Below are 22,714 nucleotides of genomic sequence, written 5' to 3'. Positions count from 1 at the left end.
CAGGGACGCCGGCAGGCCGCCCCTCGGAGTGGGTGTCCCTGATCGACGCGAGGACGGCAGACGGGGCGATCGAGAGGGCCGCCCCCCGGTGAGACGGCGCGCACCCCGTCGCCCCGGCCCCTTCCACGGGCGGGGCCGGGGAGGCGACCTCACTCCCCGATGTCCCTGCCGCGGAAGTCGTCCAGCGTCTCGCGGCGGACCAGCACCCGGGCCGTGCCGTCGTGAACCGCCACGACGGCGGGGCGGCCGACGAGGTTGTAGCCGGAGGCCATGGACAGGTGGTAGGCACCGGCCACCGGTACGGCGAGCAGGTCGCCGGGCCGGATGTCACCGGGCAGTTCCGCGTCGGCCGCGAGGACGTCACCGGCCTCGCAGTGCCGGCCCACCACGGTGATCGCACGGAGTGCGGCAGTCGAACGGCGCCCTACCAGATGGGGTGCGTAGCGCGCGCCGTACAGGGCGGGCCGCGGATTGTCGCCCATGCCGCCGTCCACCGCGACGAACACCTTTCCGCCGGTGTCCTTGACGGCCAGCACCCGGTACAGGGCGATCCCGGCCGGCCCGACCACGGCCCGGCCGGGCTCGACGGCGAGCCGGGGGACGGTCAGCCGGGCGGCGGCACAGCCGTCGACGAGCTCCGCGCGCAGCCGCCGGGCGAAGGAGGTGAGGTCGAGGGAGGGCTCGCCGGGCCGGTAGGCGATGCCGTGGCCGCCGCCCATGTCCAGCTCGGGCAGGGTGACACCGTGCGCGTCACGGATGCGGGCCATCAGGCCGACCATGCGGCGCAGGGCCACCAGGTAGGGCTCCGTCTCGGTGATCTGGGAGCCTATGTGGCAGTGCAAGCCGGTCAGTTCGAGCCCGGGCTGGTCCAGGATCCGCGCCACGGCGTACTGCGCCGAACCATCTGTGAGGGACAGGCCGAACTTCTGGCCGTCCGTACCGGTGCGGATCTTGTCGTGACCGCCGGCCGAGACGCCCGGCACCACGCGCACCATGACCTTCTGCCGCTCGCCCGGGGCGACCGCGGCCGCGATCCGGGCGATCTCCGACGGACCGTCGATGACGATCCGCCCCACGCCGAGCCGCAGGGCCACCTCCAGGTCGCGGGGCGACTTCGCGTTGCCGTGCAGCACGACGCGCTCCGGCGGGAAGCCGGCCGTGACGGCGAGCTCCAGCTCCCCGGCGGAGCACGCGTCCAGGCCGAGGCCCTCCTCCCGCACCCAGCCGGCCACCCCGCGGGACAGGAACGCCTTGGCCGCGTACAGCACGTCGGCGTCGGGGAAGGCGTCCCGGTAGATCCGGCAGCGTTCGCGCACCTCACCCTCGTCGAGGACGTAGACGGGGGTACCGAAGCGCTCGGCCACCTCCGCCAGTGACACCCGGCCGACGGCCAGGTCGCCGCGCGGGAGGAGCCGCGTGGACGCGGGCCACACGGACAGGTCCTCCGTGCCGGTGGAGAGTTCGGGAACGATCTCGGTTGTCATCGGAACCTCCTCACCAGGCACGGGCCGCGATCCCGGCGGTGTCCGCCGTCAGGCGGGTGACCGCGGAGGCGGTGAGCGTCGGGTCGATCGTCAGCCGGCACGCGCCGAGGGGCGAGGTCAGGGCGCGCAGTGCCGACTTGGAGAGCCGGATCCAGGGCTGCTCCGGGCCCAGGACGGAGACCAGCAGGTCGGGACGGGTGAATCCGACGGCGGTGCGCTCGCCCAGAGGGGTGCGGAACATGCGCAGCACCACCTCTGTCGTTCCCGGCCGGACGGGCACGTGGAGGAGTCCGGCCGGGACCGGTTCCTCGGGCTCCGGATCGTCGTCGTACTGGAACAGACACATGGGGCTCTCCTGAGGGAACCGTGAGGGACGGGTGGGGCCCCGGACGCGGGGAGGCGTTCCGGGGCACGGCGACGAAGCTATCCCCGGACCTCCCCGCCCGGGGACGGCCCATGACGGATCCCATACGGCGACCGGCCCGGTCCATATACGTCACTGACGGACGGCGCCGCCCGGCATCAGGGATTCGTCATGACCGGCGGCCGCGGAGTGAGAGAAGCGTCAAGGACCCTGCCGAACCATCGGCGAAGCCCTTTCATACGAACCACGATACGAGAAGGGGACACAGGTCGTGCGGAGAGTCGTGGTCGGCGTAACGGAAACCCCGGGGGGCATGACCGCGCTGCACAGGGCGGCGGCGGAGGCCCGCGTGCGCGACGCGGAACTGTGGGCCGTCCTCGCCTGGCAGCCGCCCGGCGGCGAACTCGGAAGCCGAAACGGCCGCCTGCCTTCCGCCCTGGCGGAACACCGGGCTGCGGCCGTCGAGCGGCTGAGGGACATCTTCGACACGGCCTTCGGCACGGCGGGACCCGGTGTCCCCCTCGCGGGCCTCACGGCGCACGGCACTCCGGGCGCCGCCCTCGTGAGCATCGCGCGTGGCCCGGAAGACCTCCTCGTGGTCGGTACGGGGCCGCGTACCGCGTTTCGCCGCCTCGTCCGTCCCTCGGTGGCACGGCACTGCCTCGCTCACGCGGCCTGCCCCGTGCTGGTGGTGCCCCCGTCCCCACTCCAGACCGAACTTGAGGCAGTCCACCGCCGCAACTTCTGGAGAAGGCCTCTGGACCTGGGAGAGCTCTCCGCGTGAGATCCGTGCCGGCTCGTACGGCGCGGTCCGCAGGCGGTTGCCCCGGAGGTCAGGAACTGCCGGCTTCCGGCTCGTGGAGGGTGATCGCCCCGGCGGGACACAGGCCGACGGCCATCTGCGCGGCTGCGCCGTGGGCGGCGGCCGGTTCGGGACGCAGCAGGATGACGAGGCCGTCGTCCGGATCCTGGTCGAAGACGTCGGGAGCGGTCATGGCGCACATCCCGGCACCTATGCAGCGCTCGCGGTCGACGCTCAGGTGCGGCGTGCTCATTTCGCGTCCCATGCGACCGGGAGGCTCTTGACGCCGAAGATGTCCGCCGTCTCCGGGCGCAGGGCGACCTCGGCGGCCGGTACGGCCAGGCGCAGAGTGGGGAACCGGTCGATCAACGCGCGGAACGCGACCCGCATTTCGACACGGGCGAGCTGCTGACCGAGGCACTGGTGGATGCCGTGGCCGAAGGCCAGGTGTCCGGTGGCCCGGCGCCGGATGTCGAGCGCATGGGGGTCGGTGAAGCGCTCGGGGTCGCGGTTGGCGGTGTTGTACGAAAGGACGACGGTCGTGCCGGCCTTGATGGTCCGGCCTCCCAGCTCGACGTCTTCCAGCGCCGTCCGGTGGAAGGTCTTGGCAACGCTCAGATAGCGCAGCAGTTCCTCCACGGCCCCGTCGGTGAGTGCGGGGTCGGCGCGCAGCGCGGCGAGTTGCTCCGGGTGCTGGAGCAGCGCGAAGGTGCCGAGGGACAGCATGTTCGCAGTGGTGTCGAATCCGGCCGCGAGGAGGATCAGGCTGACTCCCCTCAACTCCTCGTCGGTCAGGTCGCTGTCGGTGAGTTCGCTGAGGATGTCGTCGGTGGGGTGGGCGCGCTTGGCGGCCACCAATTGTGCGAGGTATTCCTGGGTCGCGGTGTAGGCCGCGACCAGTTCCTCGTCGCTGACCTCCCCGCCCATGAAGGCGTCGATCTGTTCCTGGAAGGACGCCCGGTCCTCGTAGGGCACGCCGAGGATCTCGCAGATCACGATGGTGGGGATGGGTTTGGCGAACGCGGTCACCAGGTCGGTCGGCGGCCCGGCCGCCTCCATGGCGTCCAGACGGTCGGCGGTGATCTGCTCGATCCGCTCGGTGAGCATCCGCATCCGCCGCACGGTGAACCTGCCCACCAGCGGCTTCCGGTAGCGGCTGTGCTCCGGGTCGTCCATCAGCAGGAACTCGCCGGGCGGTGCCGGAGGGAGCTCGAAGTCGACGACGTTCATGAGGTCCTTGCGCGAGCTGAACCGGGGATCGGCCAGGACCGACCGCATCATGTCGTACCCCGTGATCAGCCAACCGGGTTTTCCGCCGGGGTGGGTGTAGCCGCTGATGGGGCCGTGTCGGTGGGCGTCGAGCAACTCGGCAGGCGGGTCGAAGGGGCAGCCGGCACGGCGGCCCGTCGGCAAGGTGGTGACGGTGTGGACGGATTCGCTCATGGCCGTTCCTCGTCTCGCGCTATGGCATGTTTCGGATTGTTTGAAAGCTACGTTGCATTCAGGGTTACGTCAACGGCTAGGCGGCGTATTGGCAAGTTAAAGTGGCTAAGTTGGTGCAATGATGTGCGTCTGAATGCAACGATGCGTTGCAATGGTTGGCGGCGAAGGCAATACTGGCGGTATGCCGGGAGGACGGTTGACCCAGCAGGAGCACCGGCACATCGCGACCGGACGTGCCGACGGCCTCTCTTGCGTCGAGACCGCCCGCAGGCCCGAGCGCCCGACCTCGACCATCAGCCGGGAAGTGTCACGCAACGGCGGGCCTGGCGGGTACCGGTCCCAGCAGGCGCACCGGGCCACGGTCGAGCGGGCGCGGCGGGGCACCGCACCGGCACACCCCCACGCGGATCCACCCCCGCACGGCACGGTGAAGGACGAGATCATCGAGCCGGCGGTCGGGTCGGGGATGCCGAGGATGACGGCGCGTGTGCACGTCGACCTCCTGCTGTCCGAAGACGGCACGCGTACTGCGGCCGAGTTGGTCCGCAGACTGAAGGTCAGCCCTGCCTCCGTCTCCGTGGCCGCCGGCTTCCTGGTCCGGCACGGACATGTCCGGCGCGAGCGCGATCCGCAGCGGCGGCGCGACGTCTACGTCGTCGACGACGAAGCCTGGTACCACTCGATCACCGTCAGCGCGTGGCGGACCCTGGAGTCGGCCCGGGCCGCGATGGCGGCGGCCGAAGTGCTCGGCTCGGACTCTCCGGTGGGGCAGCGGCTCCTCCGGGCGGGGACTTTCCTGGAACGGGTCGTCGAAGACATGAGGGAATCGGCCGATCGCCGGCGCGCTCTCCTGGCACGAGAGCGGTGATCACCCTCCCGCTCTCCTCGGTAAGAACCCGCCGGGAGCAACGGAAGTCGTCCCTGCCGTGGCTCACACCGAGCGGGCGTGAGTCCGAAAGGGGTGTGCCCGCATGACCGCCCCGACCACGGAGAAGGGCACCGCACCCAGTGCCGAGGGGCCCCCGTACCAGGGCCCGGCGCAAGCTGACGGTCATGACCGGCCTGCCGCCCCGCCTCTGGACGCGACGACGTCGATGCCCTGGAGGGCCGTGTCCTGTGTGGTGAGGCGGACGAGTCGCTTGCAGCGGCAGACGGCTGCGGCGAGGCCGAGGAAGGCCAGGTGGTTGCGGGGGTGGCGTTCGTGGCGGTGGTCGAACCGGTGACAACCGGTCAGCCAGGACGTGGTCCGCCGCCCTGGACAGGGAGGCGCCGCGATGTGCGACAGGGAGCCGGGTCCGGACGGTTCTCCGAAGACCGAGCTATGAGGCGTTCTCCTGGGCGGCGGGCCGTCCGTGCCAGTCCAGGCAGACGACCATGGCGTCGTCGTCGGGGTCGATCAGGCCGCGGTGGCCGGTGAGTTCTTGCAGGACGGCGCGGGGGACCTGGGAGGCGGGCAGGAGCCGGGTGCTGGTCAGGGCCCGGGCCAGGGCGCGGTCGCTGTAGCGTTCTCCGGCGGGTGAGGCGACGTTGTAGACACCGTCGCTGACGAAGACGAGGCGGTCGCCCCGCTCGGTCTGGAACTGCTCGGCCGTGTAGACGGTGTCTTCGAACATGCCGAGGGGGAGCTGGGCTTCCAGTTCGATCTGTTCGACCTTCCCGCGCCGCACGCGCCACATCTTGGGTGAACCGGCGTCCACGATCTCCGTGGCGCCGGTGGCCAGGTCGAAGCGGAGCAGCAACACCGCGAGGTGCTGGGTTCCCCGGTGCTGTCCGTAGATGGCCTGGTCGGCGAGGTAGGCCTGGTCGGTCAGGGACAGGCCGGCCCGCCGGGCGTTGCGCAGGGCGTTGATCGCGAGGTTGGTGAGCAGCGCCGCCTCAATGCCTTCGCCCATCCCGTTGGTCACGGTCAACGTGAGGTCCCGAGAGGTTGTCGACCAGTCGAAATTGTCACCGTAGATCGCGTAGGCGGGTTCAAGCTGCGCACCGATTTCGTACTCGGGACGCGTGCAGGAACGTCCGGGAAGCAGCTGCCACTGCATTTCGGCGGCGAGTGTGAGCCGGTCGGCGCGCCGGGCCTGGAGATAGAGATCGGTATCGCGTTCGCTGACGATGATCTCGTGGCCGAGGACTTCTGCGATCTGCGTCAGCTCCTGGGCGACGTCGGAGCCGTCCTGCCAGGAGGGCAGCCGCAGGCCGAGGACCCCGATGCGGTCGCCGCGTACGCTCACCGGCAGGTACACGGCCACGGAGCTGTTCTCCCCTCCGGCCTCGGTGTGGGGCCGCTGCCAGTTGAAGGCCTGCCCGGGAGCGCTGGAGTGGACAGGGATCGGTTCGGTCGTGTAAGGGAGAGATGCGACCGGTTGCAGTATGGTCATAGCGTAGTCGGCCATGAGCAAGGTGACGTCGGTGGCGCCGTACTGTGTGCTCAGCCCCTCTTCCAGAACCTGAAGAAGAGCGTCGGGAGCGGCGGAGCGCAGAGCGCGTTCGACTGCGATAAATCTGTGCATTGTTGGATTACCACCTGGTTTTAAAGCATATGTGAAAGGAAGCTCCTCTCATGTCTGGGCGACCGGAGGAAGCACTGCGGCAGGACGGTGCGGAGGGATCCGTCGCCAGTATTGCGCGTGATGTTCTGGAGCTGCTCGAGGTCCTGTGGCATCAAGGAGAGGCGGTCTCGACAGCCCCGCTGTCGTCGTCCCAGGTCCGTGTGCTCTATGTGCTGGAGCGCGGGGGAGTGATGAACCTGCGGACGCTCGCCGCGGAGCTCGACTCCATGCCGCCCTCGGTCAGCCGGATGTGCGACCGCCTGCACGCGGTGGGATTCATCGAGCGGACCCACAGTCCCTCTGACCGCCGCGCGCTGGAGCTCAGCCTGTCACGCCGGGGCGCGAGCTATCTCGAATCGCTTCGGGCCCGCCGCGAGGAAGTCCTGAACGGGCTGCTGGGCAGGATGACCACTACCGAGCGGACCATGCTGATGCGGGGACTGGTGGGAATCCGGGCGGTGACAGGGGGTGCTGCACCGGGCCCCACCGGACCGGAAGCCCTTGCCTCGGAGTCGGCCTGAGGCCGTCGGATGCGCCGATGAGCGCATGCTTCCACCCTTCCCGAGACCGGCTCTTCGGCTCACGCTCCGTCACAGATCCCTTCCTCTGTCAGATACTTGTCAAACGACAAGTATTGCCTGAAGGCAACTATAGGGGAGGGGCTCCGTGGGAGCGGGTGTGGGGCACACGAAGGTGATCTTTCTCCGTAGCGGGACGGCCGGCCCGCGTGCGGGCACCTGGCCGCCTGGCTGCGGCAACGCGAAGAGTCGGCGCAGCCGCACCGACCCGAGGGCCCCGAGGATCCGCTAGGCGGTGTCTTCAAATGATCGCGGTCGGTGGATCATAGGAGCGCGATGCGTCGCCATGAGCTGTCGAATGCCGAGTGGGAGTTCGTCCGGCTGTTGCTGCCCGAGTCGCCGCGGGGGCGGAAGCGGCTGGACGACCGCAGGGTTCTGAATGGGATCGTGTGGAAGTTCCGGACCGGGCCCGCCTGGCGGGACGTGCCCGAGCGTTGTGGTCCGTGAACGATGCTGCATACGTGTTTGCGCAGGTGGGCGATGGAGGGGGTGTTCGACCGCATGCTGCGGGCCGCTCGGGCGAAGGCGATCCGCGTCCGGTTCCGCCGCCGGGGCACCCCGCACACGATTCCCGAGCGGGCCGACCGGGTCCGCAACCGGGCCCGGCGCAGCAGCCGTGGGGGCCACCCGCCGACCTTCGACCGCGAGGTCCGCAAGCGCCGCAACACCGTGGAACGCTGCTTCAACCGTCTGGAGCAGTGGCGTGGCACCGCCACCCGCTACGACAAGCCCGCCCCGTCCTACGAAGCAGCCGTCGCCCTCCCCCCCACTCCTGATGTGGGCGTGACATCCGACGACAGAACCCAGGGCGCGTATCGAGTCGTGATCGAACCGCCTACTTCGCCCGCCGCCTGTGCGACCTGCGTGAGAGCATCCGTCCATGAGCAGCGACCTGGAAGTGAGTGCTCTGGCGATCAACGTCACGATCCCGCAGGAGCTCCGCTGGACGGACACTCGACGTGGTGAGGAGTTCCAACTGACCACACTCAACATCCGGCTTCTCCCGGACGGCCACCTCGCCGCGAAAGCCTACGGCCGACCAGTCGGCGGTGGCCGGGGCGCATACGTCTCGTTCCCGGTACCTGACGAACCGGAACTGGCGGCTCTGATGGTCGACGCGGCCAGCCGCGCCGGGACGTTGTGGGCCGCCCATTGCGGTCTCGGCTGAGCCTGGTTCGGCTCGGGGGCAGACGGTGGTGGTTCCGGACTCCGCTCTCGCGGCGGGGTCTGGTCCGGTGGACCTTCTTCCGTGGCGCGAGCACACCTGTCAGATGTTGAGTGGATTTCATCGCGCCGTACGACCGTCGAGATGCCGGGAGCGGACTGGTACCTTGCCGAGCGGATCCAGGAGATCGTCAGAACCACCGCTCCCGGCCTCGCGCCCGAGCTCTGGTACGGGATGCCGGCGTACGCCAGGGACGGCAGGGTCGTCTGCCCCCTCCAGAGCGCGGAGAAGTTCACGTCGCGGTGCGCCACGCTCGACTTCAATGACCAGGCAGCACTCGACGAGGGCGCGATGTGGCCGACCGCGTACGCCCTGGAGGAACTGACCGCGGCCGACAAACAGCTCGTCAACTGCGAACCGGTGTGGGGGCGTCCGGCGATGCACGCTGCCGAACCGGCCCCGCAGTCCCCACTCGTCAGGACTCGCACGAAGGACGGCCCCCGGGCAGGCCGCTGATGCCCGCACGGCACCACGTCACCGTTCTTGTCGAACACCTCGGCATCGTGCCCGTGGTGAAGCGGGCGGCGAGGTCCGACGGCGGGCGGGAAGGCCGCCCGCCGTCGGAGCGAACGCGGTCAGGCGATGACGCGGTCAGGCGATGGCGTCGAAGGAGGGCAGGTAGCCGTACTGCCGGCCCTTGCTGTTGGGGTGGTAGCTCTCGTCGACGGGGATGCGTGTGCTGTGGATCCACGCGTCACCCGAGCAAATCTCGTGGCCGCTGAACGCGCCGCGCACGTCGATGAACTGGTATCCGGCGGCGGTCGCCCTCTGGCTGATGACGCTGTTCAGGGTGTCGGCGGCGTCGTCCAGGGCCTTGCGCTTGGTGTCACCGATGCCGACGATGCAGCTGCCGAGTTTGTAGAGCCGCGGGTAGCCGAGCACCATGACGCGGGCCTGTGGCGAGCGTGACCTGATGCTCGAGTACAGCTGGTCCAGCTGGCCCGGCAGCTGGTTGCGGGCCTTGGCCGTGCCTTCGTTGACCGCGTTGATGCACGCCTGGTCCGACTGCAGCACGCAGACGCCCATGATGTCGGCGAAACCGATGTCGTTGCCACCGGCGCTCACACTGACCAGCGTCGTCGTGCTGGTCAGGCTTCCGAGCTGGCTGTTCTTGACGGTCGTGCTGGTGGCTCCCGAGCAGGCCACGAAGCTGAAGGAGGCGGGGGAGTTCGCCGCGCTCCACGGCGCCGGGCAGGAGCGGGAACTGCGCTTGCAGCTACCGCTGTCGGAGAGGTAGGACCCCGCCCCGACGCCAAGCGCGGCCACGTGGACCACGCCCGCGGCGTCCACCAGGTGCTCGACCGCCTGCGCGCGGAGTTCCCGCACCTGCACATCGAGGCCTGCGCCGGTGGCGGAGGGCGAGTCGACCCGGCCGTCCTGGCCCGCACCGATCAGGTGTGGACCTCGGACAACACCGATGCGGTGGACCGCCTCGCGATCCAGCACGGCTTCAGCCAGCTGTATCCGGCCGGAGTCATGGCCGCTCGGGTGACCGACAGCCCCAACCCACTGGCGGGCCGCGTCGTCCCTCTCCCCTTCCGCTTCCACAGCGCCATGGCCGGCGTGCTCGGCATCGGAGGGGACCTGACCCGCTGGACCGAAGCGGAACTCGCCGAGGCCGGCCGGCTCGTCCAGCTCTACAAGGACATCCGCCCCGTGGTCCAGCACGGGGCACAGTTCCGGCTCCTGGCTCCGGACGAGGGGCCGCTGACGGCCGTGCAGTACCTCGCCGCCTCCGGCGAACGCGTGGTCGTCCTGGCCTGGCGGCCCTCCACGGCCTTCGGGACCTCCTGTCCGCCGCTGCGGCTGCGAGGCCTCGTGCCGGAGGCCCGGTACCGCGACGAGGAGACGGGACACGAATGGTCCGGGGCGGCCCTGACGGGGTTCGACCTGCCCCTTCCGGAATTTCCCCGGGGCGACTGCGCCAGTGCTCTGGTGCGGCTGCGCCGCGTCGACAGCCGGGGGTGACACGGAACGGTCCCCGGGAAGGGGGAAACCGGAGGTGGGAAGCGGCCCCGGCGGCCATCGGCCGCCGAGCGCCTCCCTGGCGGAACCGGAGGTGGCATAGGGGTGGCCCCAGAAGGGAGCGTGGGGCTGTGCGCGAGCGGGTCACCATGACGGATGCCGCCCGTAAGGCCGGAGTGTCGTCCGCCACGGTCTCCTACGTGCTCTCCGGAAAACGGCACGTGGCCCCCGAAACCAGGGCTGCCGTCGAGGCTGCCACAGCCGAGCTGTCCTTCACCGTCAACACCACGGCGCGCAGTCTGCGCACGGGACGGTCCAGCCTGGCGGCACTGATCGTCCCCGACATCGCCAACCCCTTCTACGCGCAGCTCGCGGCCACATTGCAGGAGGAACTCCGGGAGCGCGGGCTGCACGTCGTCGTCTGCAACACGCGCGCACACCGCGACGAGGAGCAGGCGCTCTTGGCAGAAGCCGTGCAGCAGCGGTTCGCCGGCGTCGTCATCACCCCCTTCCGACTCAAGCCGCGCGACTTCGAGCCTCTCACCGACGCCGGCATGCCCGTCGTCGTCAGCGCCGACGTCTCCTTCGGCCCGATCGACCTCGTGACACCCGACACCCGCGCGGCCACCCGCTCCGCGCTGCAACAGGTCGCGGCGACACAACGACGACGCATAGCCATGATCGCGGGCCCCCGGGACGCCACCGGCGGCGACCCACGCCTCGAACAGCTCAGAAGCCTGGCGCTCCAGCTCGGCATGGCACTGCCCCACGAACTGGTCGTCCGCGGCGAACACACGCGAGAGGCCGGAGCAACCGGGTTCGCCGAGCTCATGAGCCGCCGCCCGCCTGCTCAACGAACGCCTGGACGGCCGCAAAGTCCACAGAACAGTGCAGGTCAAGGCGGAATTCGTGGCGCGCTCGTCCGTCTGAGGGACACAACCACCCCGCACGGGGAACGACCCGTCCCAACCCCCGTTCAGCACCTGAAAGCATCTTCTCTGCCGCTGTGTCCGTTCGCGGTGGAGGGGCTGCTCCGAAGCCGGGCACGACCGTCGACACCGCCGCGGTCGCGGCGCGGAAGGAGAGGCGTGGCCGTGCTGGTCACGGGCGCCACCGGCAGAGTCGGCCGCCACGTGGCGAGCGAGCCAGCGGAACAGGATCTGCCTGAAAGGTGGCCAGCAGGATCACCACCGGTGTCACCTTCACGGGGTACGGCCTCCGCCAGGATCGCGGCCCGGGTACAGGGCGCCGCGCTCGCCGCCGAGGCCCTCGGCGTGCAACCGCCCCGCAGTTGAACGGTTCACCTGGCGGAAGTCGCCGGGTGAACCACTCAGCCGTATTCAAGGGTCTCTGTCAGGTCGGTCCGGTGACCGACCAGGGAGTGATCAGGGCCGGTCGTCTCGCCCGAGTGGTCGACGACGTCGCCGTTGGAGCGTTGTCCTTGTGGTCACCTGTCCGGTCGCTCAGACGGGAACGACCGTGAGTTCCTGGAGGCAGACGTCGACGGCGGTGGAGTTCCAGCCGTTGGCGGCGTTGACGCCGTTGCCGAGGTTGCCGTCCTTGTCGGCGAACGCGGGCGTGGTGGCCGAGAGAACGGCGACGGCGAGCAGGCGACAGGGGATGATCCTTCGCGTGTCCTGCCAACGGCGCCGGGCCGCTCATGAACCTCACGCCGCGCCCTGGCGGCAAGCCCCTGCCACGGCCCCGAACGGTCTCCTCATCCTCGACCCACCCCGCGGACGCCGACGACGGAGGCCTCCTCGGGGACTACCGGGTCCTGAAGCGGCGGTAGAGGTTTCGGGCCACGTACACGCCCGGGCCGCCGAAGCCGACGATGTCGACACGTCCGTCGCCGGTGACGTCGGCGAGGAAGCGGGGTTGGCGGCCGACCCGCCAGGCGCCGGCGGCGTCGCCGTACCCGAAGCCGCGGCAGACCAGCCGGGCCTGGTCGAACGTGCCGTCGCCGAGGTTGTGGGAGACCCAGACCCCTTCGTCGCCGAAGCCGACGATGTCGGGGTTGCCGTCGCCGGTCACGTCGGCGAGGCACCTGAGGTGCTTCTCGGCGGTCCATCCCTGGGCGGTGCCGAAGTCGTTCAGGACGAGCTTCGAGGATGCGAAGGTGCCGTCGCCGAGGCCGCGCGCGACGACGACGCCGTGGGGGCCGAAGCCGACGACGTCCGGCGTCCCGTCGCCGGTGGTCTTGGCCAGGAACCGGGGGTGCTCGTCGGCCGAGGCCCATCCCTGGTCGGTTCCGAAGTCGTCGAGGACGTACAGGGGCTCGGCGAACGTGCCGTCCTCGTCCTGGAGGGAGATCCAGACGCCGTCGTCGTGGCAGCCGACGACGTCGAGCCTGCCGTCGCCGGTGGTGTCGGCGAGGAAGCGGGGGTGTTTGTCCACGAGCCAGCCGCCGGCCTTTTCGCCGTGGCCGAACGCCTTGAGGGCCGACTCGCCGGACACCGGTTCGAACGTCCCGTCCTCGCCCCGGGGAGAGACACGGACGCCGTCGGCGGCGAGCACGACGACGGCAGGCTCGCCGCCACCCGTCACGTCCGCGAGGGTCCACAGGTCCGAGTGGCTGGACGAGGGCGCCGGACGGTGCAGGACGCGTTCCTCGTCCTCGAACGTGCCGTCGCCCCGGGCAGCCGCCGCCACCGCTCCCTTGGCGGGCTTGAGCCCGATGACTTCGGCCCGTCCCCCGCCCGTGGTGTCGGCGAGGAACCGCGCGCCGAGCCCGGCCCACCAACCCGGCCGGCCGTCGGGAGAGGGGGCGGCTCCTTCGCTCTTCCACGCGCCGGCGTCAGGGGTGCTCCCGAACCGGTCGAGGACGAGCAGCATGTCGCTGAAGGAGGGCGTCGCCCCCGGAACGGGCCGCAGCGCGGCCGAGCGGTTCAGCCGCCAGGACCGGCGCCCGTTCCAGTGGTCCAGGGACACCCAGCGCAGGGCGGGGTCGGCGACGCGCTCGGGCTCGGCGGGGACGAGCCGCCACCGCTGGCTCTCCGCCTCCTCGTCGTACGTGCGCAGGACGACCGGGGCGGTGTTCTCGTCGGGTCCACCGAGGTCGAGGGCGACGTCTCCGGCCGCGCTCTCGATGAAGCAGAGCCCGGCCTCGCCCTCGACGGGGACGACGCGCCACTGCTGGCTCTTCTTGTTGTCGGCGGCGTCTTCTTGACGGACGCCACCGTCGGCGGCGGGCTGGTCGAGGACCTTGCCGCTGACCGCGTTGCGGATCACGTACACCTGCTCGTCCTGCGCGGACGGCACGGGGACGATCTGCCACTGCTCCGGGCTCGGCCCGTCCTCGGGGAGCTCGCGGACGACGAGCGTCTCGCCCCGTCCCGGTGCGGTCTCGGCGACGAGGGTCTTCCCCGTGGCGGCGTTGACGATCTCCAGTTTCAGTTCTTCCGTGGGCACGGGCATCGTGGTGCCTCTTCCAGGCGGTGCGGATGTCGGTTCGGGACGGACGGGGTACGGCGGTGGCCGTGGATCACGTGAAGACGTGGTGGTACGGGACGTTCCACTCGCTGGGCAGGCGCGGGTAGAACGTGTTGATGACCGTCCCGGTGAAGTCCCCGCCCCAGTTGTAGGTGAGGCGCACCTCGCTGTTGGCCGCCACCGCGTGGTCCTTGAATCCGAGGATGGCGTCGGGGTGGGTGATGGGCACGAAGGTGAGCCCGCCCCACGGTGTGACCGTGACGATCCAGAGCTGGGTGTCCTCGGGTGCGCCGTTCTTCCCGCGCCACTTGTCGCCCACCTTGTCGGGCAGACCCACCTGGACGGTGTCGGCCGTGCTTCGGGGGGCGTCCTGGTGGACGGTGACGCGCCTGCGCTGCGGCTTGGGCGTGCCGTCGTCACCGCGTCCGGCTGCGGCGTCGCCCGCGGCGGCGGGCTTGGGCGTCACCTGGCCCGCGGCGCTCTCGATGACGTAGAGCGGGCGCTGCCCGAAGAAGCCGGCAGGAGTGACGTACCAGAGGTGACCCTTCGCCTCCTTGGTAGCCGGGTCGAGGGGGGTGGCCAGCTGGACGCCCTTGTCGTGGCTCTCCTCGCTCAGCTCGGCGGGCCGCAGATAACCGCCGTTGAAGGCGTGGACGAGCATGACCGGCCGGTTCTCGACCAGCGCCGCCACGATCGCGTTGTCATAACTGTTCACCGCCACCGGGCCGCCGACCACCAAATTCGACATCGCCGTGCGCTCTTGGGTGTACATCGCGGAAACCTCGCCTTTTCTGGAGGGGAGAAAAATTCTTCGGACGCTCGATTCGGCCGTCCATCACGTCACATCACCGCGGGACGAGCCGGCTTCGTCGAAGAAGTGCAGAAAACCGAATCAATGGCTGAGATGGAAAGGTCGTCCACGGCAGTGCCTGAGGTCACGGTACCCGTGGGCAGGGGTGCCGAAAAGTCATCGATCGAGTGACGGAAGAAGAAAGGTCACTTCACCGGCGTTTCGGAAGTGATTTCTGAAAATCGATCACTCGATGGAGGGTGGCGCGCGGATGTGCCTTTCCGGGGCGAGAGGGGGTGCGGTAATTTCGCCTGACGGAGCGTGCGCAGATTTCTGTTTACATTTCACCGAGCGCGGTTCGGTCGAGATCAGTCGAGGACGGATAGATGCCTTCCACCGCATACAGCCTGGCTGACGCCAAGCGTCAGCCGCTGACGAAGAAGAACCTGCGGGAACTCAACATCGAACAGACCTGGCAGTCCATCCTGGACCACCCCAACCTGGTCTACGTCGACGCCTCCGGGGCGAAGCACAAGCCCGTCGGGTTCTCCGTGAACAAGTCGAGCTTCGGCACCTTCCCCGGGACCGCGTTCCAGCTGGGCTGGCTCGCCTACATGAACCTCGGGGAACCGCTGATCGAAGTGCGGGGCGACATCGGCCAGCCCCCGCCCGACACCTTCTCCTCACGCACCTACGTCAACCGCAGCCAGTCCGAGATGACCTTCACCGACTCCGTCGACTTCACCGTCTCCAACGGGGTCACGTGGTCGCTGCATGGGGACGCCAAGCTCACCTTCGGCGGCAGCGTCGGCGCCTCGCTGCAACTGCAGCTGCAGAACCAGCTCCGCCTGGACCTCCAGTCGCAACTCGCCGCGTCGTGCCAGAACGGGACGGCGAACAAGAACGCGAACACGGTGACCAACAAGAACAGCAAGGACAGCGTCGGCGTCGACAACGCCAACACCACCGAGACATCCGCGAGCAGCTCCGCGACGAACTCCTCGTCGAACACGATGACCAACTCGGTGGGGTTCACCACCTCTGGCAGCGCCACCGGCAACGCGTCGCTCAACGCGCAGCTGGCCCTGGGCATCGCGGCCACTGTCGGCGGCTCCCTGAACACCAGCTGGGCCTCGAAGTCGCAGATCTCCGGCAAGGTCCCCCCGAACTCCCGCGTGCAGACCATCGTCTCGCAGCGGCGCACCCGCAGGCAGTACACCTACGAGATCCCGGTGACCTTCTCCGGCCTGATCGCGGTGCAGTACGCCGTGCCGGTGGCGGTCCTGTCTCCGCCGCAGCCCGGCACCTACCCCGGCCTCAGCCGGATGGTCGCCCGCGACGTCGGCGACATCGACCTGGCCCCCGGAGGCTTCCGCATGAAGGGACTGGCCGAGGTCGTCTCCGCCCTGGAGGTCCACCACACGATGCTCGACGGCGAGAGCCTGCCCGTCAGCCGGCAGACGCTCCACAAGCAACCCTGACCACGCGGCACCGCCCCCACGACGACCAGAGGTGACGACCATGGTGTTCGACAACATCTTCAACTCCGCCGGCAAGGGCGCGGGGCTCTTTTCCGTGACCACCGACAGCACCAAGCCCCGGCCCGGCGAGGACATCGACTTCGAGGACTCCGACGAGGGCACGTACGACGACACGAGCACGAGCCTGTTCAACAACGCGATCCACGGGGCCTCCTCCCGCGCGAAGATCGTCCAGGAGACATCGCCCGAAGCGCGGGCCGTCCTGGGCTTCCTCGGTTCCTTCATCCAGGCCACCCAGGCGTCCGCCGGCGCGCAGGCCCAGTACGCCCAGGATCCCGGCTCGGTGACCAAGGCCGCCTCCGACGGCATGCAGGAGGCCAGGGAGACGGTGGAAAGGGAGGGAGATCTGCAGAAGGACGAGGACCTGGAGAGCAGGCCGAGGAAGAGCGAGTTCACCAAACCGCCCAAGACCCCGGACGCTCCGAAGGCCCCAGAGGCTCCCAAGGCGCCCCAGGCGACTGCGGAGAAGCCGTCCCGTTCTCAGTGAGGCTTCGGAAAGCACGAGGGGGCGGGGGCGAAACCGCCCCCGCCCCCTCGTGTGCTACACGGGGAGCAACTGCCACTGGCGGCCCCGGTGGTCGCCCTCGGCCCCGTCCTGCCTGACCGCTGTACGGGCGTTGGTGTCGACCCGCAGCAGCAGACCGCTGTTGCGGTTCGCGATCTCGTACACCCGCGGCGTGTCGGTCACGGAGCCCACCGGAATCAGCCTCCACTGCTGGTGGTGCGCGTCACTGCCCCCGTAGGAGCGCTGCGCGACCACCGCACCGGACAACTCCTGGGCCTCGGCGACCTCCAGGACCTTGCCGCTGCGCACGTTCTCGATCCGGTACAGGACCTCACCGTCGTTCTGCCCCGTCGCGATCAACCGCCAGCGCTGGTGGGCCTTGGGCGCGGCAAGGGCCTGATGGATCTCCGCCCCGTCCTTGAGGGACTCCCGCTGCACCCCCATCCGCAGCCGGCTGCGGACGTTGGCCCAGGAGACCACCGTGCCCGAATCGGGCAGCCCGCCCAGCCTCGCCGACGCGATCTTCCGGATCCGGTGGTTGAGGTGGTCGGCGATGTAGAGGGTGTCGACGCAGTCCACGACGAGACCGAACGGGTTGTTCAACTGGGCCGAAGCGGCCGGGCCGCCGTCACCGCCGAAGCCGGCACTGCCCGTGCCGGCGACCGTGCTGATCGTCCCGTCCGGGGCGACCTTCCGGACCCGGTGGTTTCGGTAGTCGGAGAGGTAGAGGGTGCCCGTACTGTCCACCGCCACCGCCACCGGGAGGTTCAGCCGAGCCGAAGCCGCTGGGCCCCCGTCACCGCTGAACCCCGCGGCGCCCGTGCCGGCGACCGTGCTGATCGTTCCGTCCGGCGCGACCTTCCGGACCCGGTGGTTGTCCGCGTCGGCGATGTAGAGGTTGCCCGCGCCGTCCACCGCCAGTCCGTACGGACGGTTCAGCTGGGCCGAAGCCGCCGGGCCGCCGTCTCCCCTGGAGCCCGCCGTCCCGGTGCCCGCGATCGTACTGATCTTCCCGTCCGCGGTGACCTTCCGGACCCGGTGGTTGCCGTGGTCGGAGACGTAGAGGACGCCGTCACCGTCGACCGCCGCTCCCAGCGCGTAGTTGATGCGGGCGGCGGTGGCGGAGCCGCCGTCACCGCCGAACCCCGCGGCGCCCGTGCCGACGGCCGTGCTGATCGTTCCGTCCGGCGTGACCTTCCGGACCCGGTGGTTGGCGGAGTCGGTGATGTAGAGGTTGCCCGCGCCGTCCACCGCCACCTCTCGTGGGCAGTTCAACTGGGCCGAGAGGGCAGGACCATTGTCGCCCCGGTAGCCCGCGACTCCGGTCCCCGCGACCGTACTGACCTTCCCGTCGGTCGTGACCTTCCGGACCCGGTGGTTGAAGTAGTCGGAGGAGTACAGGGTGCCGGTGCTGTCCACCGCCAGTCCGTACGGACCGTTCAGCTGGGCCGAAACGGCGGGCCCGTCATCTCCCTTGGATCCCGCGGTCTCGGTCCCCGCGATCGTGCTGATCGGAGAAGCGGTGTCCTCGGTACCGGTGGTTTCCGCCTGGGGGGTGCTCATCGTCGTCCCTTCGCCGTTCACCGACCGCCTGTTACAGACGGTTGCGTATCGATTCCAGAAAGTCATAGGCGTGTCGGCTTGGCAAGATCACTTCCGAATGATCCTCGTGAAACGTGTTGACGACGGCACCAGTCCCCTCCGCACATGGCGGGAAGCTTCTTCAGTGCGGCACCAAGGAGCCCGGCGGCCTTCGTGCCACCCGGACCCGCCGGCCCGCGACAGGTCGGCTCCCCTGGTCCGGCGGCCTTTTGTCCCCTCGCCGCCGGCCGCCCCGTCCAGAGGGCGGCCCAGGACCCCAGTCGGCTCCATGCTTCCGCCATCGCGACCGCAACGACCTCGATCCGGTGGCCGGAGCGCCGGTAGGCCGTCGCCGAGGTACGGAACTCGTCCGGGTCGGAGAGGGCGGATGCGACGACCGCGTCGAACTGCCGCGCGGACGTACTCCTCGACTTCGGCCCGCCCACGGCTGGTGTCCGGCCGTACCGCGTCACCGCGATCCTGCGAGCCCGCACCGAGCACGCCGGACGGGCGGTGCCGCCCGGCGCGCCCGTACTCCGTCAGGCCGGATGAGGGCCGCTCGGCGTCGCCAGACACCGGACACGAGCAGAACGCGACCGTCCCGTCCCCTGCACACAAGGGGTGGGGCCTGTCCGGCGTATCGGGCACGGCCCTGCCCCGCGTGGTTCCGCTCTTCCTCCGGGCTCGGCGAACCGCCTACGCTCGGACCGTTTCGGTACGCGGCGATGCGCTCGTCCCCGGCGCAGTAAGGCGGTTTCCGTGCCCGGATGGATGGACCTGGTGTACACCACGGCCGGCGGCGTCGTCGGTGCCGCGGTGACCAACCACCTCTCCATGCACCAGGAGCGCCGGCATCTGCGGGCGGCGGTCATGCAGCAGGTACTCCGCGTCACCGCCGTGCGCGAGGGGGTGTACGACGTCGTGCCGGGTCGGAGGGGAAGCCCGCCGCGGCACCCGGCCGGAGGGTCGAGAACGCTCGCCGCGGCCCGGCTCGGCGTCATGGCGGTCCTGGAGGACGGCCGCGACGCCGAGCGGGCCCAGCAGGAAGCGGTCTCGGACCTCGTGGTGGCCGCGCTCTCAGCCGGTGTGCCCCGCAAGATCCTGGACTTCGCCGGCGGCGGCGAGGAGTACGCACTGCGGTGCGAGGTTGTCGCAGCGGTCGACCTGCGCCTGGGCGGGGTGCTCGGCGAACCGCTCGACGACCTCGTGACGCGCTGCGAGGAGTACCGGCAGGCAACGGCCCAGCTCCTCCTCCGGGCACTGTGGCACCCATGGCGGACGCGGCTGTGGATACGCGTCCGCCTGCGCGCCCTGCGCCGGGAGGCCGCCGCGCTGCACCGCGGCCAGGAGGAGGCGATGTCCGTCCTGGCCCGGCCGGAGCACCTCGCCGCTCTCGACGGGCGCCTCGGCGACCCCCCTCCGCACCAGGACCCGCCCCACACCGAGGAGCCGGGGGCACGGTATAGGCGAGGTCCGGTGGACGGACCGGCCGGGCCGTCCGGCCGGGAACGCGCCGGTTGACCGGTGCGATCCGGGGCGGGCGACGGCTGTACCGGGCCCCGCCCGCACCGTCCTCGGCACCGGGAACGGGCAGCTCCGTGGACTTCCTCAGCTCCATGCCCGCGAGGGGCACGCGCGCGACGCTGCCGGAACTCCGCCCGACCCCGGGCCCGCTGCGGCAGCGTTCCTCGCTGCAATCGCCCCCGCGCTGCACCGCCCGGCCGGTCACCAGGGCGCCCAAGTCCCCGAACCCGCCCCCGAAAAACGCACCGGGACCATGACCGAGCCCGGGAAGCTCTACGGGGTGCACCCTTCCACGATCCGCGCGCTGCGCTCCCGCGGCCTGGCCTGGGAAGCGATCGGCGCCGAGGTGGGCCCGTCGGTGAAGACGGTCCGCGCCCGCGCGTGAACACCGTGCTCCGTACTCCGCTCACCGCCTGAAGACGGTGCGTCTTCGCAGGTCGCGCGATCAGTCGGCCTTACGCGAGCGCAAGTGGGACGGCAGCGGGACGTTAGCGCGGAGGCCGAGCATGTTGATGCGCCAGGTACGTCAGCCCATTGACACCTCCCTGCCTGGCGCCACCGGCACCTTTCAGCAGACAGGGATGTGCATGCGTAGATTCAGAAGCGTTTTCGCGACGGTCGCGGCTCTGGCCGCTTTCGCGGGAGCGAGTGCCGTGGCGGCGCCGGCACAGGCGGCGACCTACTGCACGACCAAGGGACAGAAGTACTTCTGCGAGTACGGCATCTCGACCACGAAGTTCCTCAACGGAACGAAGGAGGAGTTCGTCGTCGGCCCCGACCACGCGGTGTGGACGAACTGGACCAACCCCGACGGCTCCTGGAACGGATGGGTCTCCATGGGCGGCTGGGTCAAAAGCCGCATCGAGGTCACCGCTCAGGAGCAGCCCAACTCCATCATCCAGATGTCGGCCATCGGCAAGGACGACGGCCTGTGGCTCCGGTTCCGCTACAGCAATGGTGTGTGGACGGACTGGCAGCCGACCTGCTGGGTCAACCCCAACGGCCACTTCTGCCCGTAACCGCCCTCGGCAAGCGACACCGGCTTGGAGCGCACGAGCCGACGAAACACCACCAGCGGCCCGGACACCCTGCGGCCGCGCGGAAGCCCGGGCTTGCCGGCTCCGGCTCCGGTCGTACCGCGGCGCACCCCCCGTCCACGGTTCGTGTCGTGCCCCACACCCGGGCGATCCTGGTGCTGGGCAGGCCGCTTCCCCGCCGCTGAGCTACGGCGCGGGGTCGTAGGGGACGACGGTGGTCTCGCAGGCCTCGGCGTACACCTTCAGCGCCTCGGCCCCGGTTCGTCGAGCGGGAACGCCGACCTGCGCCGGCAGGCGTTCCCGCGCGGGTTCGAGAACCTCCGGTGCCGTGCCGTGCCGAGCGCGATCGGGTCGGATCACGAGAAACGGGCTCAGGCCGCGAACAGTTTGTCCTGCTCGGCGCGCAGCACGTCGACGAGTCGATCCGGCGGCAGGATCACGTCCCCGTAGCCGAGCACGGTGTCCTTGGCGACGGCGTGGCGGAGCACGCACCCCTCGGAGATGCCCATCGGCAACAGGTCGTCGGCGCGTGTCACCGCGTGCGACTCGGCCACCCCGAAGGTGTCGTAGCCGCCTATCCCGTCCAGCACCGTGCCGGCGGGCAGGTCACGCTTGGCGGTGGCCACCACGTCGACCCGGGGGCCGGCGGGCGGGGTCAGCGCGGCGTCGCCGAAGTCGACGGCGCGCACCACGGTGTGCGGCACCTCGAAGTGACACAGGTGGTAGGGCGTGTAGAAGCTGTACAGCGGGCCGCGCCCGAGCTTGTACAGCTCCAGGTACGTGTGCTGCGCCGGGTCGTCGTGGGTCCCCAGCACGTACACGCCGGGCGCGGGCTTGGCGCCCACCACGTAGTCCACGATGCCGCCGAGCTCCCGCAGTTCGTCCACGTCGTACATCTCGACCAGCTGGTCCACGTGTCCGGTGTGGTCGCGCCCGTACATGCCGCGCTTGGGTACGGTGAAGCCGAAGGCGTTGGCCACGATCGCCTGTTCGAAGGAGACCTTCGTCCCGTCGGTGAAGCTGGTGATCATGTGGACGTTCTGCCCCCACCGGTCGGCGAACGGCTGCTGGGTCGTGGGGGTGCGGTACTCGTCCTGGAACCCCTTGACGTTGCCGGCCACCAGGGGAGTGACGCCCAGACTGCGCACGAAGCGCAGCAGATTGGCCTGCACCGCAGGCTGGTCGCCGTCGGCCCCGGTGAGCACCACTCCGGCCGCGCGGGCGCGGTGCGCCAGCAGCGGTCCGACCGTGCAGTCGAGTTCGGCGTTCATCGTCACCACCGGAAGACCGCGCTCGATGGCGGCGACGGTGATCCTGGCACCGAACTCCACCGCACCGGTGACGTCCACCAGGCAGTCGATGCCCTCCGCCTCGATCAGGGCGAACGCGTCCTCCGTGACGACCGGCCGTCCGGCGGCCACGGCCGCCGAGATCGCGTCCCGGCTCCCCGCCAGGACGGGCTTCAGACCCGCCTCCCGGTACGCGCGTTCCGCGTTGTCCGGGTTCCGGTTGGAGATGGCGGCCACCCGCATGCCGGGCACCGAGGTGGTGATGTGCCGCACCAGTCCCCGCCCCATGTAACCGGCGCCCACCATGCCGACCCGGATCGGCCGGCGCTCTTCCGCGCGACGGCGCAGCGCGGCGTCGACGATGATCATCGACGGCCCACCGGGGCTCCGGCCGACCGGGACCGACGCGGAGCCGGCGCCGTCGGGAGCCGGAACGGACGGCGGGAACGGGCGGACGGTGCGCGGTCGTCCTCCCACCGTTTCCGGCCCGGGAGTGCCGCACTCCTCGGCGAGGTGGCGTGAACCAGCATGGCGATCTCCGATGCCTGTCGGTGCGTCATGGATTTGCGAGGCTAGGTCGCTGGCACGAGGCCGGGCAACAGCCGTCC

General features: G+C 70.2%; 24 protein-coding genes and 1 pseudogene. 13 read left to right on the top strand and 12 right to left on the bottom strand.

Translation table 11 applies throughout. The annotated features are described in order from the left end of the window. Positions 1 to 149: 149 nt before the first annotated feature. A complete protein-coding gene (lysA, locus tag OO47_RS20740; RefSeq protein WP_030220175.1) occupies positions 150 to 1,484 on the bottom strand; it encodes a diaminopimelate decarboxylase in 1,335 nt (444 codons plus the stop codon). 10 nt (positions 1,485 to 1,494) lie between these two features. Continuing rightward, complete coding sequence (locus OO47_RS20735; RefSeq protein WP_030220172.1) at positions 1,495 to 1,830, bottom strand: SAV_915 family protein; 336 nt, start codon at positions 1,828 to 1,830, stop codon at positions 1,495 to 1,497. Positions 1,831 to 2,119: 289 nt separating this feature from the next. On the opposite strand from OO47_RS20735, the gene OO47_RS20730 reads away from it, so the two are divergent. Continuing rightward, positions 2,120 to 2,632: a universal stress protein gene (locus tag OO47_RS20730; RefSeq protein WP_033209771.1), complete on the top strand. Its 513-nt coding sequence runs from the start codon at positions 2,120 to 2,122 to the stop codon at positions 2,630 to 2,632. A gap of 49 nt (positions 2,633 to 2,681) precedes the next feature. Here OO47_RS20730 and OO47_RS20725 read toward each other — a convergent pair whose 3' ends face one another. Both OO47_RS20725 and OO47_RS20720 read right to left on the bottom strand, forming a co-directional pair. Further along, entirely contained in the window at positions 2,682 to 2,903 is a 222-nt protein-coding gene (locus tag OO47_RS20725; RefSeq protein ID WP_030220167.1) for a ferredoxin, read from the bottom strand. After that, positions 2,900 to 4,093 carry a cytochrome P450 gene (locus OO47_RS20720; protein WP_030220163.1) on the bottom strand — a complete coding sequence of 398 codons (1,194 nt, stop codon included), beginning with the start codon at positions 4,091 to 4,093 and terminating at the stop codon, positions 2,900 to 2,902. The genes OO47_RS20725 and OO47_RS20720 overlap by 4 nt, the downstream gene beginning before the upstream one ends. Positions 4,094 to 4,274: 181 nt before the next feature. On the opposite strand from OO47_RS20720, the gene OO47_RS38780 reads away from it, so the two are divergent. After that, the gene (locus OO47_RS38780; RefSeq protein ID WP_030220159.1) at positions 4,275 to 4,961 is read left to right on the top strand and encodes a helix-turn-helix domain-containing protein; all 687 of its coding nucleotides are present in this window, start codon (positions 4,275 to 4,277) and stop codon (positions 4,959 to 4,961) included. 451 nt (positions 4,962 to 5,412) lie between these two features. Here the strand turns inward: OO47_RS38780 and OO47_RS20710 are convergent, their stop codons facing one another. Continuing rightward, complete coding sequence (locus tag OO47_RS20710) at positions 5,413 to 6,600, bottom strand: PP2C family protein-serine/threonine phosphatase (RefSeq protein ID WP_030220156.1); 1,188 nt, start codon at positions 6,598 to 6,600, stop codon at positions 5,413 to 5,415. Positions 6,601 to 6,650: 50 nt separating this feature from the next. Here OO47_RS20710 and OO47_RS20705 point away from each other — a divergent pair, with 50 nt between their 5' ends. From OO47_RS20705 to OO47_RS20690, 4 genes and pseudogenes are all read left to right on the top strand, one after another. Further along, a complete protein-coding gene (locus tag OO47_RS20705) occupies positions 6,651 to 7,160 on the top strand; it encodes a MarR family transcriptional regulator (protein WP_030220153.1) in 510 nt (169 codons plus the stop codon). A 333-nt stretch (positions 7,161 to 7,493) separates the two neighbouring features. Beyond that, complete coding sequence (locus OO47_RS37930; protein ID WP_234323249.1) at positions 7,494 to 7,664, top strand: transposase; 171 nt, start codon at positions 7,494 to 7,496, stop codon at positions 7,662 to 7,664. Between the two features lie 433 nt (positions 7,665 to 8,097). Continuing rightward, complete coding sequence (locus OO47_RS20695) at positions 8,098 to 8,385, top strand: hypothetical protein (protein ID WP_030220151.1); 288 nt, start codon at positions 8,098 to 8,100, stop codon at positions 8,383 to 8,385. A gap of 138 nt (positions 8,386 to 8,523) precedes the next feature. After that, positions 8,524 to 8,790: pseudogene (locus OO47_RS20690) on the top strand (hypothetical protein); the annotation flags it as partial. 243 nt (positions 8,791 to 9,033) lie between these two features. On the opposite strand, the gene OO47_RS37920 reads toward OO47_RS20690, so the two are convergent. Beyond that, positions 9,034 to 9,717, bottom strand: coding sequence for an SGNH/GDSL hydrolase family protein (locus tag OO47_RS37920; protein WP_234323248.1), 684 nt, complete (start codon positions 9,715 to 9,717; stop codon positions 9,034 to 9,036). Here OO47_RS37920 and OO47_RS35250 point away from each other — a divergent pair. Then, positions 9,709 to 10,410, top strand: coding sequence for an alpha-galactosidase (locus OO47_RS35250; protein ID WP_052880709.1), 702 nt, complete (start codon positions 9,709 to 9,711; stop codon positions 10,408 to 10,410). The genes OO47_RS37920 and OO47_RS35250 overlap by 9 nt on opposite strands. Positions 10,411 to 10,538: 128 nt before the next feature. Then, complete coding sequence (locus tag OO47_RS33475; protein ID WP_234323247.1) at positions 10,539 to 11,702, top strand: LacI family DNA-binding transcriptional regulator; 1,164 nt, start codon at positions 10,539 to 10,541, stop codon at positions 11,700 to 11,702. Positions 11,703 to 12,174: 472 nt separating this feature from the next. On the opposite strand, the gene OO47_RS20670 is transcribed toward OO47_RS33475, so the two are convergent. Beyond that, on the bottom strand, positions 12,175 to 13,824 hold the full coding sequence (locus OO47_RS20670; protein WP_033209765.1) for an FG-GAP-like repeat-containing protein: 1,650 nt from the start codon (positions 13,822 to 13,824) through the stop codon (positions 12,175 to 12,177). A gap of 67 nt (positions 13,825 to 13,891) precedes the next feature. Continuing rightward, positions 13,892 to 14,611, bottom strand: a complete 720-nt coding sequence (locus tag OO47_RS20665; RefSeq protein WP_030220140.1) for a hypothetical protein — start codon at positions 14,609 to 14,611, stop codon at positions 13,892 to 13,894. 404 nt (positions 14,612 to 15,015) lie between these two features. Between OO47_RS20665 and OO47_RS20660 the strand changes: the two genes are divergently transcribed. Together OO47_RS20660 and OO47_RS20655 are read left to right on the top strand one after the other, a co-directional pair. Next, on the top strand, positions 15,016 to 16,110 hold the full coding sequence (locus tag OO47_RS20660) for a hypothetical protein (protein WP_030220138.1): 1,095 nt from the start codon (positions 15,016 to 15,018) through the stop codon (positions 16,108 to 16,110). Positions 16,111 to 16,150: 40 nt separating this feature from the next. Continuing rightward, a complete protein-coding gene (locus tag OO47_RS20655) occupies positions 16,151 to 16,657 on the top strand; it encodes a hypothetical protein (RefSeq protein WP_030220134.1) in 507 nt (168 codons plus the stop codon). 54 nt (positions 16,658 to 16,711) lie between these two features. Here the strand turns inward: OO47_RS20655 and OO47_RS20650 are convergent, their stop codons facing one another. Both OO47_RS20650 and OO47_RS36285 read right to left on the bottom strand, forming a co-directional pair. Beyond that, complete coding sequence (locus OO47_RS20650; RefSeq protein WP_030220130.1) at positions 16,712 to 18,238, bottom strand: NHL domain-containing protein; 1,527 nt, start codon at positions 18,236 to 18,238, stop codon at positions 16,712 to 16,714. Between the two features lie 62 nt (positions 18,239 to 18,300). Further along, positions 18,301 to 18,702, bottom strand: coding sequence for a zeta toxin family protein (locus tag OO47_RS36285; protein ID WP_158708680.1), 402 nt, complete (start codon positions 18,700 to 18,702; stop codon positions 18,301 to 18,303). Between the two features lie 313 nt (positions 18,703 to 19,015). Between OO47_RS36285 and OO47_RS20645 the strand changes: the two genes are divergently transcribed. From OO47_RS20645 to OO47_RS34045, 3 genes are all read left to right on the top strand, one after another. Next, complete coding sequence (locus tag OO47_RS20645; RefSeq protein WP_199812319.1) at positions 19,016 to 19,777, top strand: hypothetical protein; 762 nt, start codon at positions 19,016 to 19,018, stop codon at positions 19,775 to 19,777. A 256-nt stretch (positions 19,778 to 20,033) separates the two neighbouring features. Continuing rightward, complete coding sequence (locus OO47_RS38490; protein WP_267883712.1) at positions 20,034 to 20,165, top strand: hypothetical protein; 132 nt, start codon at positions 20,034 to 20,036, stop codon at positions 20,163 to 20,165. Positions 20,166 to 20,433: 268 nt separating this feature from the next. After that, entirely contained in the window at positions 20,434 to 20,799 is a 366-nt protein-coding gene (locus OO47_RS34045; RefSeq protein WP_051716269.1) for a hypothetical protein, read from the top strand. A gap of 204 nt (positions 20,800 to 21,003) precedes the next feature. Here the strand turns inward: OO47_RS34045 and OO47_RS36925 are convergent, their stop codons facing one another. Both OO47_RS36925 and OO47_RS20635 read right to left on the bottom strand, forming a co-directional pair. Continuing rightward, positions 21,004 to 21,177: a hypothetical protein gene (locus OO47_RS36925; protein ID WP_158708679.1), complete on the bottom strand. Its 174-nt coding sequence runs from the start codon at positions 21,175 to 21,177 to the stop codon at positions 21,004 to 21,006. A gap of 11 nt (positions 21,178 to 21,188) precedes the next feature. Continuing rightward, entirely contained in the window at positions 21,189 to 22,475 is a 1,287-nt protein-coding gene (locus OO47_RS20635; RefSeq protein ID WP_030220122.1) for an NAD(P)H-dependent oxidoreductase, read from the bottom strand. Positions 22,476 to 22,714: the final 239 nt, after the last annotated feature.

Origin of the sequence: Streptomyces bikiniensis, assembly GCF_000716625.1 — a bacterium.
Taxonomy (GTDB): domain Bacteria; phylum Actinomycetota; class Actinomycetes; order Streptomycetales; family Streptomycetaceae; genus Streptomyces; species Streptomyces bikiniensis.
This window is presented reverse-complemented; position numbering and strand designations above follow the sequence as displayed.

Bases quoted from the DNA above. Each gene is read 5' to 3' on its own strand.
- OO47_RS20660 (WP_030220138.1), top strand. From the start codon at position 15,016: ATGCCTTCCACCGCATACAGCCTGGCTGACGCCAAGCGTCAGCCGCTG.
- OO47_RS20695 (WP_030220151.1), top strand. From the start codon at position 8,098: ATGAGCAGCGACCTGGAAGTGAGTGCTCTGGCGATCAACGTCACGATC.
- OO47_RS20735 (WP_030220172.1), bottom strand. From the start codon at position 1,830: ATGTGTCTGTTCCAGTACGACGACGATCCGGAGCCCGAGGAACCGGTC.
- OO47_RS20670 (WP_033209765.1), bottom strand. From the start codon at position 13,824: ATGCCCGTGCCCACGGAAGAACTGAAACTGGAGATCGTCAACGCCGCC.
- OO47_RS20635 (WP_030220122.1), bottom strand. From the start codon at position 22,475: ATGATCATCGTCGACGCCGCGCTGCGCCGTCGCGCGGAAGAGCGCCGG.
- OO47_RS20650 (WP_030220130.1), bottom strand. From the start codon at position 18,238: ATGAGCACCCCCCAGGCGGAAACCACCGGTACCGAGGACACCGCTTCT.
- OO47_RS20655 (WP_030220134.1), top strand. From the start codon at position 16,151: ATGGTGTTCGACAACATCTTCAACTCCGCCGGCAAGGGCGCGGGGCTC.
- OO47_RS20665 (WP_030220140.1), bottom strand. From the start codon at position 14,611: ATGTACACCCAAGAGCGCACGGCGATGTCGAATTTGGTGGTCGGCGGC.
- OO47_RS20725 (WP_030220167.1), bottom strand. From the start codon at position 2,903: ATGAGCACGCCGCACCTGAGCGTCGACCGCGAGCGCTGCATAGGTGCC.
- OO47_RS38780 (WP_030220159.1), top strand. From the start codon at position 4,275: ATGCCGGGAGGACGGTTGACCCAGCAGGAGCACCGGCACATCGCGACC.
- OO47_RS37930 (WP_234323249.1), top strand. From the start codon at position 7,494: ATGCGTCGCCATGAGCTGTCGAATGCCGAGTGGGAGTTCGTCCGGCTG.
- OO47_RS20705 (WP_030220153.1), top strand. From the start codon at position 6,651: ATGTCTGGGCGACCGGAGGAAGCACTGCGGCAGGACGGTGCGGAGGGA.
- OO47_RS20720 (WP_030220163.1), bottom strand. From the start codon at position 4,093: ATGAGCGAATCCGTCCACACCGTCACCACCTTGCCGACGGGCCGCCGT.
- lysA (WP_030220175.1), bottom strand. From the start codon at position 1,484: ATGACAACCGAGATCGTTCCCGAACTCTCCACCGGCACGGAGGACCTG.
- OO47_RS38490 (WP_267883712.1), top strand. From the start codon at position 20,034: ATGACCGAGCCCGGGAAGCTCTACGGGGTGCACCCTTCCACGATCCGC.
- OO47_RS20710 (WP_030220156.1), bottom strand. From the start codon at position 6,600: ATGCACAGATTTATCGCAGTCGAACGCGCTCTGCGCTCCGCCGCTCCC.